This is a genomic window from Rhizobium aethiopicum, assembly GCF_900094625.1.
GTDB lineage: Bacteria > Pseudomonadota > Alphaproteobacteria > Rhizobiales > Rhizobiaceae > Rhizobium > Rhizobium aethiopicum.
In genome coordinates this window covers 149,371-165,484 of record NZ_FMAJ01000002.1, presented here as the reverse complement: position 1 = coordinate 165,484, position 16,114 = coordinate 149,371, and the positions used below count along the sequence as shown (strand labels likewise).

Here is a 16,114-nt window from a genome sequence, read left to right as displayed (position 1 = left end):
CGGCGTATATTTATTAGCCGGGCAATCAAAAACATCTCCACGATCTTCACATTTTCAATAGCTTGGGAAGATCGGCCTCAGGCGAACACCACTCTAAACTGACGAAAGCAGAACAAAAACAAGAAAATGGATTCCACGATCATCATGATCAACTTGTTCGGCGCTGTAGCATTGCTGCTGTTCGGCCTCGCACAGGTGAAGGACGGCGTATCCAGGGCCTTCGGCGCCCGGCTGAGGACAGGTTTGGCGACCGGCACGCGCGGCGGCCTTCGCTCATTCCTGTCCGGGCTCTTGGCGACCATCGCGTTGCAGAGTTCCACGGCGACGGCACTGATGACAGCCTCTTTCGTCGAACGTGACCTGATAAAACCGCGCATGGCCCAGATCGTCCTGCTCGGCGCCAATGTCGGCACCGCGATTACCGCCTGGATCGTCGCGACCGGGATCGAATGGCTCTCGCCCCTCCTGATTTTTGCCGGCATCGTACTTTATCGCGGCCGCTCCAGCACCCGCCAGGGCGGCGGAGCAGCACTGATCGGCATAGGCCTGATGCTGTTGTCGCTGCATCTCCTGGGTCTTGCGACCGAGCCGATGCGCGCATCTCCCGCTCTCGCCGCTTTCATCGGCCTGCTGGGCGGCGCCCTGCCCGTGGCGCTGGTTTTCTCGGCAGCGCTCGCCTTCGTCTCATCATCGAGCCTGGCGGTGGTGGTGCTCATTCTATCGCTCGCCTCGGCCGGTCTGATTTCGGCCGAACTCGTCATCGTGCTCGTGCTTGGCGCCAATCTCGGAGGCGCGATACCCCCAGTCGTCGCGACGATGTCCGGCCCGGTCTCGGCACGACGCGTCACGTTCGGCAACCTCGCCGTCCGTGCGCTCGGCTGCGTCATCGCCCTGCCACTGGCAGGCTACGGCGCGGAATTCATCCAGATGCTGCCCTTCGGGCCTTCAAACCTCCCGGTCGATGCGCATCTGCTCTTCAACCTTCTGCTCGCCGCACTCGCCTGGCCCTTCTCGAGACCGCTCGCCACACTGATGACCCGGCTGGTGCCGGATCAGGCCGAGCCGGACAACGCTCCGAAATATCTGGATCCCCATGAGCTTTCGACGCCCGTCATCGCTCTGACCAGCGCCACCCGCGAGGTGCTCGGTATCGGGGACATTATCGAGCGCATGCTGATCCGGGTCTCCGAGGCCTTCGAACGCAATGATCCATCCAAACTCTCCGAGATCGCGAACCTCGAAGAGCGCGTCGACAGGTTGCAGCAGGCGGTTAAGGTCTATCTCTCGAAGCTCGGCCGCGAGGGTCTCAGCGACGAAAACGCCCGGCGCTCGATCGTGGTCATAGACTATGCAATCAATCTCGAACATATGGGCGATATCATCGAAAAAGGCCTGCTGGAGCAGGTATCAAAGAAGATCTCGCTCGGACTCAGGTTTTCTGACGACGGTCATCAGGAATTGCGGAAGCTGTTCGACCTGACGATCGACAATCTGCGCGTCGCCCAGACGATCTTTGTCACCCGCGATTTCAATCTCGCCCGTCAGATGATGGAGGTGAAGGTCGAGGTGCGGCGCATGGAGAAACAGTCGGCCGAACACCATCTGGAGCGCCTGCGCGACGGACGTGCCGACAGCCTTCAGACAAGCTCGCTGCATCTCGATATGCTGCGCGACCTGAAGCGGATCAACGCCCACATCGTCTCTGTGGCGCACCCCATCATGGATGAAAATGGCTTACTCATCGAAAGCCGCGTGCGGACGGTCGCGGAGTGATCGTCAGTCGGCCGAAGGCAGGCGGCGCATGGTGAATTCGATCCGGTCACCTTCGAGCTGGCGCCAGCTTTCCACCTCGGTCCAATAGGCGGCTTTCGGATATTCGTCGAACCATTCGCGCGCCTTGGCGCGGGCGTCGAGAAGGGCGAGGCAATATGTCTCGCGCACAAAATGGTCTTTCCTGCGGGGAGGATTTTCCGCCCGGTGTCTCGCCATTCTGCGCTTCAGGCCGTCGAAGGACGGAGGTCCTGGGATTTTTGCCATCAAACCTACCTCTTCAGAAAAGGTAGTATCGAAATACTCGATTTGCGAGTCGAATCTTGAATGTGCTGGCCGGCCCGCCTCGGCTTGGCGAGGGGCGTCGCCACCTGTTAGATGTGGCGGACAACGAGGAATGAGCGAGTCGTGTCCACAGAGGATGCCGGCCGCGGAGGCGTGACATGGAAAGACCGGAACTGCCGATCGGCTTGCCTGACGATATCGAGGAAAAGAAGCAGGCCGCCCGCAAGTGGTTCGAAGGGCTGCGCGATACGATCTGCGCCTCCTTCGAGGCTCTCGAAGACGAATTGCAAGGCGCGCTTTCCGACCAGGAGCCCGGCCGCTTCGTGGCCAAGGACTGGTCGCGTGAAAACGGTGCCGGCGGCGGTGGCCGCATGTCGATGATGGAAGGCCGAGTGTTCGAGAAGGTCGGCGTCCACACCTCCACCGTCCACGGCGAATTCTCTGAGGACTTTCGCGCCCAGATACCCGGCGCCAAGGACGATCCGCGTTTCTGGGCGTCGGGCATTTCGCTGATCGCCCATCCAGTGAACCCAAATGTTCCGGCTGTGCACATGAACACCCGCATGGTGGTCACCTCAAGCCGCTGGTTCGGCGGCGGCGCCGACCTGACGCCGGTGCTGTCGCGCCGTCGCACGCAGGAGGACGAGGACAGCCAGCTCTTCCACAAGGCAATGGAGATCGCCTGCCGCGCTCATGCCGTTGCCGATTACGACGCCTACAAAGCCTGGTGCGACGAATATTTCTTCCTGAAGCACCGCAACGAGGCCCGTGGCATCGGCGGCATCTTCTACGACTGGCTACATTCGAGTGAAGGAGCTGGCGGCTGGGACGCGGACTTTGCCTTCACGCGCGATGTCGGCCGGGCTTTCGCCATGGTCTATCCGAAGATTGTTCGCTCCAACTTCAACAAGCAGTGGACGGAAGCCGACCGCGACGAACAATTGATCCGCCGGGGCCGCTACGTCGAATTCAACCTGCTGTATGATCGCGGCACGATCTTCGGCCTGAAGACCGGCGGCAACGTCGAATCGATTCTTTCCTCGCTGCCGCCTGTCGTGCGCTGGCCGTGAACTGTAAAATCTCATCGATTATTCGAGCTGAGGGACCTTCATAAAAATTCAGTGAGTCCTAACTTTATATGTACGTGCGTAACAATCGGAGGAGGATTGTCATGACGACACAAAGCGGCTCGCCTGCGTCTACGGATGTGCAGGAAACACCTCGTGCCATCGACACACCCGAGTTCCTTGTCCGCATCGCCGAGAAACTGCGGGCCAAGAGTGGCTCTGATCTGCCGCTCTCCTGCTTCATCGAGCAAGTCAAACTGCAGCTGGCTGGTGGAAAGTCGCCGGAGGATCTGCAAAACGACGCAGCCAACAGCAACACGCGCGGCCATCTCTCGGAGACCTACAAAGCCTGGGCGATGCCCGACTGAACCACCTTCTCCGGTCGTCACCTCCTGTCGGCCGGAACCTTCTCTTCGCACGTACATTTCATCAATCGCGTGAAAGCGCGATGGCCGTTGCGTTCCAGACAGAGGAGAAAACCATGCGACTTTTCGAATGCGGCACGCTCGTTCCCGGCTGCGCCTGGCACACCCGGGCGGATAATGACGCAGAAGTGGTCCGCCGCGCCGTCGAGCATCTGAAGACTGCTCACGGCGAAACGACCATACGTGAAAACATGGTTGATAATATCAAGGCACGCATCCGCGACGAGGCCACCGCCGCCTGACGGCCGGTGCCTAAGCCCTGGCAACAACGACCATAGCGTCGCATCCAGCGGATGCGCGCCAGATTGCCTATTGAACGAGCTTCTGCAGCCGGGCCAGCAGCACCTTCCGATCAGCAGCGAAATTCTCCTCCACCCACTGATTCTCCAGCACCGCTAGCAGTTCGCCAACGCGAGGGCCGGACGCGATGCCGGCTGCGATCACGTCGCCGCCGTTCACGGGAAACTGCGGCTTCTTCCAGTTCGCGGCCCGATCCATGAGCCTGCCGAGCCGCGCCGAGCGCGCCATTTCGCCAAGATCGCCCTCGGCCTTGCCACGCGCAACGCCAAGCGCCAGCTTCAGCCGCGTCGAGATGCCGTCGGCGCCGCTGCGGTAGAGCAGCCGTTCGAAGGCAGCCGGCGAGATCTCGTCGTTGACCGATGGCGCCATGGCCCAGGCTTTCAGAGTGGCCGCTTCCACATTCGAGAGCTTCAGCCGCGCCGCAAGCGCCGTGAGCCGCACCGCATCGGGCGGTACGATCGCCGCAAGGCGCAGCAGCGGATCGGGCGCCCAGCCGAGCGCCTTTTCGGTGGCGACCAGCGAAGGGATCGCATCGATCCCCCACCGCTCCGATTCCGGCAGGATTTCCGTCAGCACCGCCACCTGCCGCATCCAGAGGAGCGCCCGGCCGGGATCGGCCGCACCAAGCAGCTTTCGAAGCTCCGACCAGACGCGTTCCGCCGACAGAGACTTCAGTTTCGAACGTGCCGCCGCACAGGCCCTCAGACCCTCGGCATCCGGCCGTCCGGAACCGTAATACGCAAAGAAGCGGAAGAAGCGCAGGATACGCAGATGGTCCTCGGCGATACGCCTTGCCGCATCGCCGATGAAGCGGATGTTGCGCGTTTCGATATCGGCAAGTCCGCCGACGAGATCCACGACCTCGCCCCTGGCGTCAGCATAAAGCGCGTTGATCGTCAGGTCGCGGCGTTCGGCATCGGCCTTCCAGTCGGTGCTGAAGGCGACCTTGGCACGGCGCCCATCCGTCTCGACATCGGTGCGCAGCGTCGTCACTTCGAAGGGCTTGCCTTCGATGACGAGCGTCACCGTGCCGTGCTGCAGTCCTGTCGGCACTGCCTTGATGCCGGCCGCCGCCGCCCGCTCCATGACGATTTCGGGCGTCAGCGTCGTGGCGATGTCGATATCGCTGACCGGCAGGCCCATCAGGCTGTTGCGCACCGCGCCGCCCACCACCCGCCCTTCCCCGTCATCGGCATTGAGAAGCGCAAGAACCCGGGCCAGCGCCGGATCGCGAAACCATGCTTGGTCGGCAATGCCGGTCATGCATAAAGCCTTTCGTAGAGCGTGCGGACGATGCCGGCGGTGATGCCCCAGATCATCCTGGTTTGATAGGGCATGCGGTAGAAATGCCGGTCTATGCCGTCTATGACGCGCCTGTCGCGGCTGTGATTGGCCGGGTTCATCAGGAAAGAAAGCGGCACCTCGAATACATCGTCCACCTCGGTGGGGTTCAGCGTCAGCGCAAAACCCCGCTTGACGACGCCGAGCACGGGCGTGATGCGAAAACCGGTCGAGGCGAGATAATTCGGCAGCCTGCCGACCGTTTCGACGAAGGAGCCGGGCAGGCCGATTTCCTCCTCTGTCTCGCGGATCGCCGCCATTTCGGGCGAGATATCGGCCGGATCGATCGAACCGCCGGGAAAGGCGATCTGGCCTGAATGTTTGCGCAGCGTCGCCGTCCGCTTGGTAAAGATCACGCGCGCTTCCTCGCCGTCGTCGACGACGGGCACGAGTACGGCTGCATCTCGCAGCTTGAAGGTCGCCACTTCAGCCACAATATCCGGATTGAGGACATGGTCGCCATGATCGCGCCAGGCGTGGTCGATCGGCCCGCCATTCTGGTTGAGCGCGCGGCGGCGGAATTCAGCTGCTGAAAACAGCGGATAACGTTGGGTGATCGCATCGTTCATCGGGAAAGCACATCCAGTTCGTCGGCCGGCATGACGGGAAAGACCTCGCCGGCGGAGCGGACCGCGAACATCGCCCGCCCCTCCACCTCGAGCGTCTCGCCGAGTGCCGCCAGTTCATACATCACCGCGCGTGACACCAGCGCCTCCAGCCGCCCGCGCACATGCAGATAGGGTTTCAGTTCAGCATTGCCGCCGGCAATGGCAAAGCGCAGCCGATGCTCTCCTCCCGCCTCCACGACATCGCCGACATTGGTGCGGAATGTCAGCACCTGACGACCCTCCCGTTCCGTCACGCTCATTTCCACGGCGATGAAAGGGGCGTCGGTGACCCTGATCCCGACCTTTTCCACAGGAGTTACGAGATAGGTCTTTTCATCCTCGTCCTTGCGCAACACCGTCGAAAACAGCCGCACCAGCGCCGGCCGGCCGATCGGCGTACCCATGTAGAACCAGGTGCCGTCAGCCCTGATCTCCATGTCGATATCGCCGCAGAAAGGCGGATTCCATCGCTCGACCGGCGGAAGGCCACGTTTTTTACCGCTATTTTCGGCAGACGCGCGGGAAATCAGCGCCGCAAGCCCCGCCGCATCCGCCTTTCCGCTGATTTCCTCGGCTGCCATTCTTCCGTCCCGGTTTGTCCTTAACGAAGTGAAGTCACGAGATAGTCATTTGAAGCGAACTTGTCAGCCCGTCGCATCTCCATAACTCTATCGAGTATGAGGCAGATGTATAAGTCCGCCGATTCGCTGCCGAATGATTTCAGCCGTTGGAGATGCCCATGGGTATGATGAAGACCGAAGCCAGCCTCGATGAAAAGGCGATCGTCGCCGCCGCCGAGAAGGCGCTCTCCGATATCGCCGCCATCCGCGGAGAAGTCTCGAAGGTGATCTTCGGTCAGGAAAGCGTCGTCGAGAACACCATTCTCGCCGTGCTCTCCGGCGGCCATGCCCTGCTCGTCGGCGTCCCCGGCCTTGCCAAGACCAGGCTGGTGACGACGCTCGGCGAAGTGCTCGGCCTTGCCGCCAACCGCATCCAGTTCACGCCAGACCTGATGCCTTCCGATATTCTGGGCTCCGAGGTGATGGATCAAGACGACAGCGGCCGCCGTTCCTTCCGTTTCGTCAAAGGCCCGGTCTTCGCCCAGCTCCTGATGGCCGACGAGATCAACCGCGCCTCGCCGCGCACGCAATCGGCGCTTCTGCAAGCAATGCAGGAATATCACATTACCATCGCAGGCCAGCGCTATGACCTGCCGGCCCCCTTCCATGTGCTCGCCACCCAGAACCCGCTGGAGCAGGAAGGCACCTATCCCCTCCCCGAAGCTCAGCTGGACCGTTTTCTTCTGCAGGTCGACGTCAACTATCCCGAGCTCGCGGCCGAGCGCCAGATCCTTCTTGAGACGACAGGCCTCAGCGAAACCCGACCGGAAGCCGTCATCGATGCGCAGCGGCTGATCGAGATCCAGGCCCTGGTCCGCCAGATGCCGGTGAGCGAGACGGTGGTCGACGCCATCCTTTCACTGGTGCGCTCCGCCCGTCCCGGCCAGGGCAATGCCTCGACCGACAAGAACGTCGCCTGGGGTCCAGGCCCGCGTGCTGGCCAGGCAATGATGCTCTGCGCGCGCGCCCGCGCGCTCTATGAAGGCCGTCTCGCCCCGTCCCTCGACGATGTCTTCGCGCTCGCCGAACCCATTCTCCAGCACCGCATGGCGCTGACTTTCGCCGCCCGCGCCGAAGGCATGTCGGTGCGCGACGTCATCGCCGGGCTGGTCAGGCAGGCAAAGGGATAAGGAAGCCGGACGCGTGGCATCTATCGGACAGATCGTCAATCCGACGTCAGGCAGCGATGCCCTTTCCCGCGCCAGGCAGCGGGCGGCCCTGATGCCGGACTGCCTGGTGGAAGCCAAGCGCATCGCCAACACTGTGATCGCCGGCTGGCATGGCCGCCGCAAGCGCGGCATCGGCGAGAATTTCTGGCAGTTCCGGCCCTATGCCGAGGGCGAGAGCCTGTCGCGCATCGATTGGCGCCGCTCCGCCCGCGACGACCATACCTATGTGCGCGAGCGCGAATGGGAGGCGGCGCACACCATCTGGCTATGGTGCGACATGTCGCCCTCGATGATGTACAAATCGAGCTATGGCACCGTCTCCAAGGAAAGCCGGGCGCTGGTCGTCATGCTGGCGCTTGCCGAAATCCTCGCCCGCTCCGGCGAGCGCATCGGCTGCCCTGGCATCATGGAGCCTGCCTCCACCCGCAATGCCGCCGAACGCCTCGCAGCCGCACTCGTGCACGCGCCGCTGGCGGGCGGTCTGCCGGAAACTGGGATGATCCGCGGCTGGAGCGATCTCGTGCTCATCGGCGACTTCCTCGACGACGCGCCTGCAATCATGGAGCGGCTCGGCCCGCTTGCCCGCCGCGGCCTGCACGGCCACGTCGTCGAGATATCAGACCCGGCCGAAGAGATATTTCCCTATAGCGGCCGCACCGAATTCGCCGATCCGGAGACGGGGACCAAGCTCATCTCCGGCCGCGCCGAACACATCCGCGAGGCCTATCGCAACGCCTACCTCGCCCGAAGGGAGAGCCTCGGCCAGTCGCTACGCCACCTCGGCTGGACCTTCACGACCCACCGCACCGATCATCTTGCCTCCGAAGCGCTGGTCGCGGTGCATATGTATCTCTCCGGCATGCCGGCCAAGGCAACACATGGAGGGCAGCTGTGAACGCCCTTCCCTTCGCTTTCGCCTATCCCGCCATTCTCGGCGCTCTCATAGCCTTGCCGGTCATCTGGTGGCTGTTGCGGCTGACGCCACCGCGTCCGAAAACGGAGGTCTTTCCGCCGCTGAAGATCCTTGCGTCGGTGCTGAAGCGCGAGGAAACGCCGGCGCAAAGCCCCTGGTGGTTGACGCTGCTGCGCATGCTGCTCGCCGCCGTGATCATCCTTGCGATCGCTGATCCCGTCTTCAATCCGCGCACCAATTCGCTCGCATCGGGCGGCCCGCTCGTGCTCTTCGTCGACAACAGCTGGGCGGCGGCGCCCGATTGGGAGCGTCGCATCCAGACCGCCGACGCGCTGGTAGACGATGCGGAATCCGCAGGTATGCCCGTGTCGATCACTTTCACCGCCGATCCCACAAACGACGCCGTGCCGGGCACGGCAGCGAGCGCCCGTGACAAGTTGCGCGCGGCGGAACCGCGGCCGCTGGTCCCGGACCGCGAGCGCGCTTTTCAGGCGCTGCGCGCGGCTCTGAACGGCGTCAAGCCCGGCACTCTCGCCTTCCTCACCGATGGTGCCGCCGCCACGACCGATGACCCGACGGTGCGCAGGCTTGCCGAGCTCCAGCCCGCCGATCTGCGCCTGATCGCAGGCGATGCCACGAGAACAGTTGCCGTCACCGGGGCCAACAATGCGGCCGACGCCATGACAGTCAAGGTCACGCGGCTCGACAGTTCGCGCCCCGCATCCGTGGCGTTGAACGCGGTCGATGCCCAGGGCCGCTCGATCGCCAACGGCAGGGCAGATTTCCGCCCCGGCCAGAGCGTCGCCACGAGTTCGATCACCGCTCCCTTCGAGATGCGTAACGATTTCGCCCGCATCAGCGTCGACAGCGGCGCGACGGCCGGCGCGGTCCACCTGCTCGACGACGCATTCAAGCGCCGACGCGTCGTCCTGCTGTCAGGTACCGGAGCCGATGAATTCCAACCGCTGCTCTCGCCGCTCTACTACATCCAGCGGGCGCTGCAGCCCTATGCTGATCTCATCCAGCCTACAGATTCAGATCTGGCCGTCGCGATACCGAAACTTCTCGTCAGCAACCCTTCGATCATCATCATGGCCGATATCGGCCGCCTGCCGGAGGAGACCTACGAACCTCTGACGCGCTGGATATCGAACGGCGGCATGCTCCTGCGTTTCGCCGGTCCGCGCATGGCGGCGGCCCCTGCCGACGATCCGCTCATTCCGGTCATCCTGCGCCAGGGAGAACGGGCGCTGGGCGGCACCCTGTCCTGGAGCGAGCCACAGTCGCTTGCCGAATTTCCGAGCACCGGGCCATTCGCGGGCATACCGCGACCCGCTGATGTCGTCATCAAACGGCAGGTGCTCGCCGAGCCGACACCCGACCTTGCCGAACGCACCTGGGCAAGCCTCGCCGACGGCACGCCGCTGGTCACGATGAAACAGCTCGCATCCGGCCAGATCGTCCTCTTCCATGTTACCGCGGAAGCGACCTGGTCCGATCTGCCGATTTCGGGCACTTTCGTCGATATGCTGCGCCACCTTCTGCAGATATCACGCTCGGGCGGCGTGACTTCGGAAACGCGCGGCAATGCACGTGTCTCCGAAACCCTGCCGCCCTTCCGCATGCTGACGGCCAAGGGCACGCTCGTCTCCGAGACGGGTTCGGCGCGGCCGCTCATTCCGAAAGCCGGAGTCGAGCCGACGGCGAATTTCGACAACCCGCCGGGGCTCTACGGCTCCGAGGATGGTTTCACCTCCTTGAACGTGCTGCCGGAGAATGCCGAATTGAAGCCGCTCGACGCGACGGGGATAAATGCAGTGCGTGAAGGCCTGATCGGCGGCGAAAGCTGGTCGGCAAAACCTGCGCTTTTTCTCGCGGCCTTTCTGCTGCTGCTGGCCGATAGCCTGATCGTGCTTTTCATGAACGGCGCCTTCTCGAGGTTGCGCCCGGCTGGTCGCACGGCGGCGATGATCGCGATCGCCGTTGCGGCAGGCCTTCTCGCACAGCCCGGCACGCTTCATGCCGACGACTCCCGGCCTGGCGATGATCTCATCCTGCAGCGACTTGATAACACGCATCTTGCCTACGTCGTCACGGGCGAGCAGGAAGTCGACAATATATCGGATCGCGGCCTTGAAGGTCTGACCCAGTTCCTGACCTTCCGCACCACGTTAGAACCGGCGCCGCCCGTGGGTCTCGATCTTACCAAGGACGAGCTCTCCTTCTATCCGATCATCTATTGGCCGGTGTCGGCAACGGCGCCGATGCCGTCGTCGGCGGCGATCAGCCGCATCGACGCCTATATGCGCAATGGCGGCACGGTGCTTTTCGACACGCGTGACCAGATCAGCGCCCTGGACAATGGCGGGAATGTCAGTGCCAACGGCGAGAGGCTGCAGGCAATCCTGGCCAATCTCGACATTCCGCCGCTCGAGCCGGTGCCATCAGATCACGTGCTGACGAAATCCTTCTATCTCCTGTCGAGCTTTCCCGGTCGCTATGCCGGCAGTGCCCTCTGGATCGAGGCCCGGCAGGGCGGTCGCGAGCCAAGCGAAAAATCGGCAGCAACGGCCGACGGCGTTTCGCCGATCCTCATCACCGGAAATGATTTCGCCGGCGCCTGGGCAGTCGATGACAACGGGGTGCCGATGCTGCCGACCGTTCCATCCGATGAAGCGCAACGTGAATATGCCTACCGCGCCGGCGTCAACATCATGATGTACATGCTGACCGGCAACTACAAGACCGACCAGGTTCATGTTCCCGACCTGCTCGAACGGTTAGGGCAATGAGATGACCTTCGATTTTTCGCCCTTCCTGCCCTGGCCGATTCTGGCCGCACTTGCCGCCGTCAGCGCCCTCATCGCCGCTTTTGCGATCTGGCGCGGTATCCGCGGCGCCTGGATCAGAACGCTGGCAGCGGCGGCGCTGCTGACCGCTCTTGCCAATCCCGTGCTGCTGCAGGAAGACCGCGATCAACTGTCGACGATCGTCCCCGTCATCGTCGACCGCAGCCAGAGCCAGCAGACGCCCGACCGCATAGCGATGACCGACGAGGCGCTTGCGGCCTTGAAGGGACAGCTTGCCCGCTTTCCCCAGATAGAACCCCGCTTCGTCGATGTCGAAGGCGACGTCAACTCCGACGTGCCTGCCACCCGTCTGTTCGACGCGTTGTCGGCGAACATCGCCGATGTCCCGCCTGCCCGCGTCGGCGGCGCCATCATGTTGACTGACGGGGAAATCCATGACGTTCCTGCCGCCAATCAAGCACTCGCTTTCGACGCGCCGATCCACGGCCTCGTGACCGGCAAGGCAAACGAATTCGATCGCCGCATCGAAGTCATCAAGGGCCCGCGTTTCGGCATTGTCAACGAGGAGCAGCAGGTCATTCTGCGCGTCTTCGATGACGGCCCGAGCCCCGGCGGCACCGCCGATGTCACAGTGAAGCTGAACGGCAACGAGATTGCCACCCTGCGGGCGACACCCGGCCAGGACACACCTTTCTCCTTCAAGGTGCCGGGCGGCGGCAGCAACGTCCTCGAATTTTCCGTCGCGGAGCTTCCGGGCGAAGTCACCGCCGCCAACAACCGGGCCGTCCACGTCATCGACGGCATCCGGCAGAATCTGCGCGTCCTGCTCGTGTCCGGCGAGCCGCATGCCGGCGAGCGCGCCTGGCGCAACCTGTTGAAATCCGACGCCTCTGTCGATCTCGTCCACTTCACCATTCTGCGCCCGCCGGAGAAGCAGGACGGCACGCCGATCAACGAGCTCTCCCTGATCGCCTTCCCAACGCGCGAGCTCTTCGTCGACAAGATCAAGGATTTCGACCTGATCATCTTCGATCGCTACCAGCATCGTGGTGTGCTGCCGCTGCTCTATTACGACAACATCGCGCAATATGTCGAAAACGGTGGCGCGCTGCTGGTCGCCGCCGGTCCCGAACATGCCGGCCCCGATTCCATCGCGGTGACGCCGCTTTCCGCGGTGCTGCCGGCAATGCCGACCGGCCAGATGATCGAGAAAGCCTTCTATCCCCGCCTTTCCGAGGAAGGTCGCAAACACCCCGTCACGCGTGGCCTGGACGGTTCGGGCGAGGATCCGCCGCATTGGGGCCGCTGGTTCCGCAGCGTCGACGTCGAGAAGCCTGAAGGCGAGACGATCATGCTCGGTGCCGACAACCACCCGCTTCTGGTGCTGAACCGCTCCGGCCAAGGCCGCGTCGCCATGCTGCTCTCCGATCAGGGCTGGCTCTGGGCGCGCGGCTTCGAAGGCGGCGGCCCCAATGTCTCGCTCTATCGCCGCGTCGCCCATTGGCTGATGAAGGAACCGGCGCTGGAGGAAGAAGCCCTGACTGCGCGCGCCTCCGGCCGCACTCTTGAAGTTACCCGCCAGACGATTGGCGACAATCCAGGCAACGCCACGGTGCGCTATCCCTCCGGCAAGACCGAAACCCTGCCGCTCACCCAGACTGAGCCCGGGCTCTACAAGGCGGAGAAGCGGATGGACGAGATCGGCCTCTTCGAAATCCGCAACGGCCCGCTTTCGACGCTCGTTCACATCGGTGCCGTCGATGCGCCGGAATTCAAGGCGATGATCTCGACGACGGATGTGCTGAGGCCGGTTACCGATAGAAGCAAGGGCCTCGTTACCCGCGTCGTCAGTGAAAGTGGCGCGGTCAGCGTCCCGCCGATCCTGCCGGTGCGGGGCCAAGTCCGCGTCTCCGACCAGGATCGCATGATGATCCGCATGACCAATGAGACCGTCCTGAAGGGCATCAACACTCTGCCGCTCTTTGCCGGCTTCGCCGGCGTCGGCATCCTGCTCTTCGCCTTCGGCGCCATGTGGTGGCGCGAGGGCCGGTAGTTATGCCGGACGTCGAACTCACCGCCTTCGCCATCCCCCGAGGAACTCGCGGTGATCACCGACGCGCTCTCGGCTTTCAACGATAGCGATGTTGGCCCTTCAGATCGCCGTCCGCTCGCCATCCTCATCCGCGATACAGACGGCAAGGTGACCGGCGGCCTTTCGGGCTATACCGCCTGGGGCTGGCTCTTCACCCAGATGCTCCATATCCCCGATACGCTGCGCGGCACCGTTCTTGCTGGCAGAATACTCGCAAAGGCGGAAGAAGAGGCGAAAGCTCGGGGGTGCCGCGGCGCCTGGATCGATCCGTTCAACCCGCAGGCTCTCCACGCCTATATGCGGCAGGGCTATGAAGTCTTCGGTGAACTCGAGGATTTCCCGCAAGGCCAACGCGCAGTTTCCTTCGGAAAAGCCTCTAAAAAGACTTATCACGCCAAGCAATGATGCCCTTCAGCCGCTCGTGCACGCCCTCGGCAATCGGAACGACGAGTACCCGGCCGGGATCGACGGGGCCGGGAAAGGCAAGCGCGTTATAGGCCACTTTCTCGAAACCCAGCGGGCCGTAATAGGGTGGATCGCCGACGAGGATGACTGCTTCCGAACCCTTGCGCCGTGCAGCTTCCACCGCGATCCGAACCAGTTCCCGACCGATGCCTATATTTTTGTGCGAGGGTCGGACTGCAAGCGGGCCGAGAAGATGCCCCTTCACCGTGCCTGCCAGCACCGGCGTCATGCGCACGGAGGCGATCGTCTCGCCATCATCGGCGCAGATGAAGGAAAGGGAAGGATCATGCGGCCCCTGCTCGCGGATGCGCGCGGCGGCACGCGTGAACCGGCCCGGACCGAAGGCTTCTTCGTTAATGTGTTCAATGGCGGCGTCATGAGACGCGTCTTCGGTGAAATAGACGAGATCGTGCTTGTACATGATGACAGAAACCGGATGGACAGATTGATGGGTCTCGAACACGCCCTGGGCGTTCGGGAGCATCAGCGTCGTCGCGGGTTTCTGGAAATGAACATCAGGCAGGTCTCTCAAATCGTGAAAAGGCCGATAGCAGGAAAAATTTCCGTCGTCCAACGCAAAATGCACCCGCAGCACTGCGGATCATGCCGCGCATGAACGGCGTGACGCACTGTTCAATCTTTACCGCCTGCAAAGCCCCACTATCTCAGCTAACTTCGATCTCGACACGCGAATTGGGGAATGAGGATAATGGGAATGCTGGTTGATGGCGTCTGGCATGACGTCGGGTACGACACGAAGGCGAGCAAGGGCCAGTTCAAACGGCAGCCCTCGCAGTTCCGCAACTGGGTGACGGCAGACGGCGCCGCAGGACCTTCAGGCAGCGGCGGCTTCAAGACCGAGCCCGGGCGCTATCACCTCTATGTCTCGCTCGCCTGCCCCTGGGCGCACCGCACCCTGATCTTCCGCCGGCTGAAGAAGCTTGAGGACCTGATATCCGTCTCCGTCGTCGACCCGCTGATGCTCGAAAACGGCTGGGAGTTCACGGTCGGTGACGGCGCCACCGGCGATCACCTGTTCGGCGCCGCCACCCTCTGGCAGATCTACGTCAAGGCCGATCCGCAATATTCCGGCCGCGTCACCGTTCCCGTCCTCTGGGACAAGAAGACCGGCACGATCGTCAACAATGAATCGGCCGAGATCATCCGCATGTTCAACAGCGCCTTCGACGCACTAACGGGCTCGAAGGCCGATTATTATCCGGAGGATCTGCGTGCCGAAATCGACGCGCTGAACGCCACTGTCTACGACACTGTCAATAACGGCGTCTACAAGGCGGGCTTCGCCACAACTCAAGAAGCTTACGAGGAAAATGTCGGCAAGCTGTTCGAAACGCTCGCTATTCTCGACGAACGCCTGGGCAAGTGCCGCTACCTCTTCGGCGACAGATTGACCGAGGCCGACTGGCGCCTCTTCACGACGCTGGTGCGCTTCGACCCCGTTTATGTCGGTCACTTCAAGTGCAACATTCGCCGCATCGCCGATTACCGCAACCTGCCCGGCTATCTCAGGGACCTCTATCAGACCGAAGGCGTTGCCGAGACGGTCAACCTGACGCACATCAAGCAGCATTATTACCGCAGCCACAAGACGATCAACCCGACCGGCATCGTGCCCGTCGGCCCGGGGCTCGATCTCGACAGCCCGCATGGCCGCGCCAAGCTGAATGCCTGAAGCTTCTCACCAGCGGTGATCGGGCTCCTGCTCGCCACGAAGTTCTGCGAGGCGGCGATACGTCGCCTCGGTCGTGCCTTCGGGCAGGCTGTCGAGCGAAAAGAACCCGCTGTCGGAAATCTCCCAGTCCGGCGGCCGCGGCGCGGTCTGCTCGACGGTCACCCGGTAGAACACGACGTGATCGCGTCTTGTGGTGCTGGTGTTGTAATAGACCTGGATCAGCTGCGGCTTGCCGATGATCCTGAGGTTGCCCTCCTCGCGCAATTCCTTGACCAGCGCTTCTTCTGCCGTTTCATTGCGCTCCAGCCCGCCGCCAGGCATATGCCAGCCACCAATATAGCTGTGGCGTACGAGGAAAATCCGGCCCTCCTTGTCGAAGCAGGCGGCCCTGACACCCATCGTCATGCCGCGAGCGAAGGAGAAATAGACATGCAGGAGGCGCAAGGCGAACCTGATGTGAGGGGGCCGCTTCTCTTTATCCACGATCGTTCCGTTTCGGCTCTTCGTCGCGCCGGATGTGTTTGATTTGTCAATAAGCTGGTCTATGTCTCGTAGC

General features: G+C 62.7%; 15 protein-coding genes and 1 pseudogene. 10 read left to right on the top strand and 6 right to left on the bottom strand.

Annotation, left to right across the window (positions count from 1 at the left end):
* The first annotated feature begins 126 nt into the window (after positions 1-126).
* Positions 127-1,773: a Na/Pi cotransporter family protein gene (locus GA0061105_RS05095; RefSeq protein WP_092748513.1), complete on the top strand. Its 1,647-nt coding sequence runs from the start codon at positions 127-129 to the stop codon at positions 1,771-1,773.
* 3 nt (positions 1,774-1,776) lie between these two features.
* On the opposite strand, the gene GA0061105_RS05090 is transcribed toward GA0061105_RS05095, so the two are convergent.
* Positions 1,777-2,037, bottom strand: a complete 261-nt coding sequence (locus GA0061105_RS05090; RefSeq protein ID WP_064695842.1) for a hypothetical protein — start codon at positions 2,035-2,037, stop codon at positions 1,777-1,779.
* Between the two features lie 176 nt (positions 2,038-2,213).
* Between GA0061105_RS05090 and hemF the strand changes: the two genes are divergently transcribed.
* From hemF to GA0061105_RS05075, 3 genes are all read left to right on the top strand, one after another.
* On the top strand, positions 2,214-3,125 hold the full coding sequence (gene hemF, locus GA0061105_RS05085; protein ID WP_092748511.1) for an oxygen-dependent coproporphyrinogen oxidase: 912 nt from the start codon (positions 2,214-2,216) through the stop codon (positions 3,123-3,125).
* A 101-nt stretch (positions 3,126-3,226) separates the two neighbouring features.
* Positions 3,227-3,490, top strand: a complete 264-nt coding sequence (locus GA0061105_RS05080; protein ID WP_064695840.1) for a hypothetical protein — start codon at positions 3,227-3,229, stop codon at positions 3,488-3,490.
* A 113-nt stretch (positions 3,491-3,603) separates the two neighbouring features.
* A complete protein-coding gene (locus tag GA0061105_RS05075; protein ID WP_010029983.1) occupies positions 3,604-3,789 on the top strand; it encodes a DUF1059 domain-containing protein in 186 nt (61 codons plus the stop codon).
* A gap of 67 nt (positions 3,790-3,856) precedes the next feature.
* Here GA0061105_RS05075 and GA0061105_RS05070 read toward each other — a convergent pair whose 3' ends face one another.
* From GA0061105_RS05070 to GA0061105_RS05060, 3 genes are read right to left on the bottom strand one after another with little or no spacing between them, the layout of a single operon-like run.
* The gene (locus GA0061105_RS05070; protein WP_092748509.1) at positions 3,857-5,110 is read right to left on the bottom strand and encodes a CCA tRNA nucleotidyltransferase; all 1,254 of its coding nucleotides are present in this window, start codon (positions 5,108-5,110) and stop codon (positions 3,857-3,859) included.
* A complete protein-coding gene (locus GA0061105_RS05065) occupies positions 5,107-5,757 on the bottom strand; it encodes a CoA pyrophosphatase (protein ID WP_092748507.1) in 651 nt (216 codons plus the stop codon). The genes GA0061105_RS05070 and GA0061105_RS05065 overlap by 4 nt, the downstream gene beginning before the upstream one ends.
* Entirely contained in the window at positions 5,754-6,377 is a 624-nt protein-coding gene (locus GA0061105_RS05060; RefSeq protein WP_092748505.1) for a DUF1285 domain-containing protein, read from the bottom strand. The genes GA0061105_RS05065 and GA0061105_RS05060 overlap by 4 nt, the downstream gene beginning before the upstream one ends.
* Positions 6,378-6,535: 158 nt before the next feature.
* On the opposite strand from GA0061105_RS05060, the gene GA0061105_RS05055 reads away from it, so the two are divergent.
* From GA0061105_RS05055 to GA0061105_RS05035, 5 genes and pseudogenes are all read left to right on the top strand, one after another.
* Complete coding sequence (locus GA0061105_RS05055) at positions 6,536-7,546, top strand: AAA family ATPase (RefSeq protein ID WP_064695836.1); 1,011 nt, start codon at positions 6,536-6,538, stop codon at positions 7,544-7,546.
* Positions 7,547-7,559: 13 nt separating this feature from the next.
* Positions 7,560-8,480 (top strand): DUF58 domain-containing protein, encoded by a 921-nt coding sequence (locus GA0061105_RS05050; RefSeq protein WP_064695835.1) that lies wholly within the window; start codon positions 7,560-7,562, stop codon positions 8,478-8,480.
* On the top strand, positions 8,477-11,290 hold the full coding sequence (locus GA0061105_RS05045) for a DUF4159 domain-containing protein (RefSeq protein WP_092748503.1): 2,814 nt from the start codon (positions 8,477-8,479) through the stop codon (positions 11,288-11,290). Before GA0061105_RS05050 ends, GA0061105_RS05045 begins: the two co-directional genes overlap by 4 nt.
* A 1-nt stretch (position 11,291) precedes the next feature.
* The gene (locus GA0061105_RS05040) at positions 11,292-13,361 is read left to right on the top strand and encodes a hypothetical protein (protein WP_092748501.1); all 2,070 of its coding nucleotides are present in this window, start codon (positions 11,292-11,294) and stop codon (positions 13,359-13,361) included.
* Positions 13,362-13,363: 2 nt separating this feature from the next.
* Positions 13,364-13,780 (top strand): annotated as a pseudogene (locus tag GA0061105_RS05035) (GNAT family N-acetyltransferase).
* Here GA0061105_RS05035 and GA0061105_RS05030 read toward each other — a convergent pair.
* Positions 13,777-14,349, bottom strand: coding sequence for a GNAT family N-acetyltransferase (locus tag GA0061105_RS05030; protein ID WP_082929042.1), 573 nt, complete (start codon positions 14,347-14,349; stop codon positions 13,777-13,779). The pseudogene GA0061105_RS05035 and the gene GA0061105_RS05030 overlap by 4 nt on opposite strands.
* A 225-nt stretch (positions 14,350-14,574) precedes the next feature.
* Here GA0061105_RS05030 and GA0061105_RS05025 point away from each other — a divergent pair, with 225 nt between their 5' ends.
* On the top strand, positions 14,575-15,558 hold the full coding sequence (locus GA0061105_RS05025) for a glutathione S-transferase family protein (protein WP_092748499.1): 984 nt from the start codon (positions 14,575-14,577) through the stop codon (positions 15,556-15,558).
* Positions 15,559-15,564: 6 nt separating this feature from the next.
* Here the strand turns inward: GA0061105_RS05025 and GA0061105_RS05020 are convergent, their stop codons facing one another.
* Complete coding sequence (locus GA0061105_RS05020; protein ID WP_064695949.1) at positions 15,565-16,044, bottom strand: NUDIX domain-containing protein; 480 nt, start codon at positions 16,042-16,044, stop codon at positions 15,565-15,567.
* Positions 16,045-16,114 lie beyond the last annotated feature (70 nt).

What these genes read in the sequence shown, in the direction of transcription:
- hemF (WP_092748511.1), top strand. Translation starts at nt 2,214, where the DNA reads ATGGAAAGACCGGAACTGCCGATCGGCTTGCCTGACGATATCGAGGAA.
- GA0061105_RS05055 (WP_064695836.1), top strand. Translation starts at nt 6,536, where the DNA reads ATGGGTATGATGAAGACCGAAGCCAGCCTCGATGAAAAGGCGATCGTC.
- GA0061105_RS05075 (WP_010029983.1), top strand. Translation starts at nt 3,604, where the DNA reads ATGCGACTTTTCGAATGCGGCACGCTCGTTCCCGGCTGCGCCTGGCAC.
- GA0061105_RS05095 (WP_092748513.1), top strand. Translation starts at nt 127, where the DNA reads ATGGATTCCACGATCATCATGATCAACTTGTTCGGCGCTGTAGCATTG.
- GA0061105_RS05040 (WP_092748501.1), top strand. Translation starts at nt 11,292, where the DNA reads ATGACCTTCGATTTTTCGCCCTTCCTGCCCTGGCCGATTCTGGCCGCA.
- GA0061105_RS05070 (WP_092748509.1), bottom strand. Translation starts at nt 5,110, where the DNA reads ATGACCGGCATTGCCGACCAAGCATGGTTTCGCGATCCGGCGCTGGCC.
- GA0061105_RS05090 (WP_064695842.1), bottom strand. Translation starts at nt 2,037, where the DNA reads ATGGCAAAAATCCCAGGACCTCCGTCCTTCGACGGCCTGAAGCGCAGA.
- GA0061105_RS05060 (WP_092748505.1), bottom strand. Translation starts at nt 6,377, where the DNA reads ATGGCAGCCGAGGAAATCAGCGGAAAGGCGGATGCGGCGGGGCTTGCG.
- GA0061105_RS05030 (WP_082929042.1), bottom strand. Translation starts at nt 14,349, where the DNA reads ATGCTCCCGAACGCCCAGGGCGTGTTCGAGACCCATCAATCTGTCCAT.
- GA0061105_RS05080 (WP_064695840.1), top strand. Translation starts at nt 3,227, where the DNA reads ATGACGACACAAAGCGGCTCGCCTGCGTCTACGGATGTGCAGGAAACA.
- GA0061105_RS05025 (WP_092748499.1), top strand. Translation starts at nt 14,575, where the DNA reads ATGGGAATGCTGGTTGATGGCGTCTGGCATGACGTCGGGTACGACACG.
- GA0061105_RS05065 (WP_092748507.1), bottom strand. Translation starts at nt 5,757, where the DNA reads ATGAACGATGCGATCACCCAACGTTATCCGCTGTTTTCAGCAGCTGAA.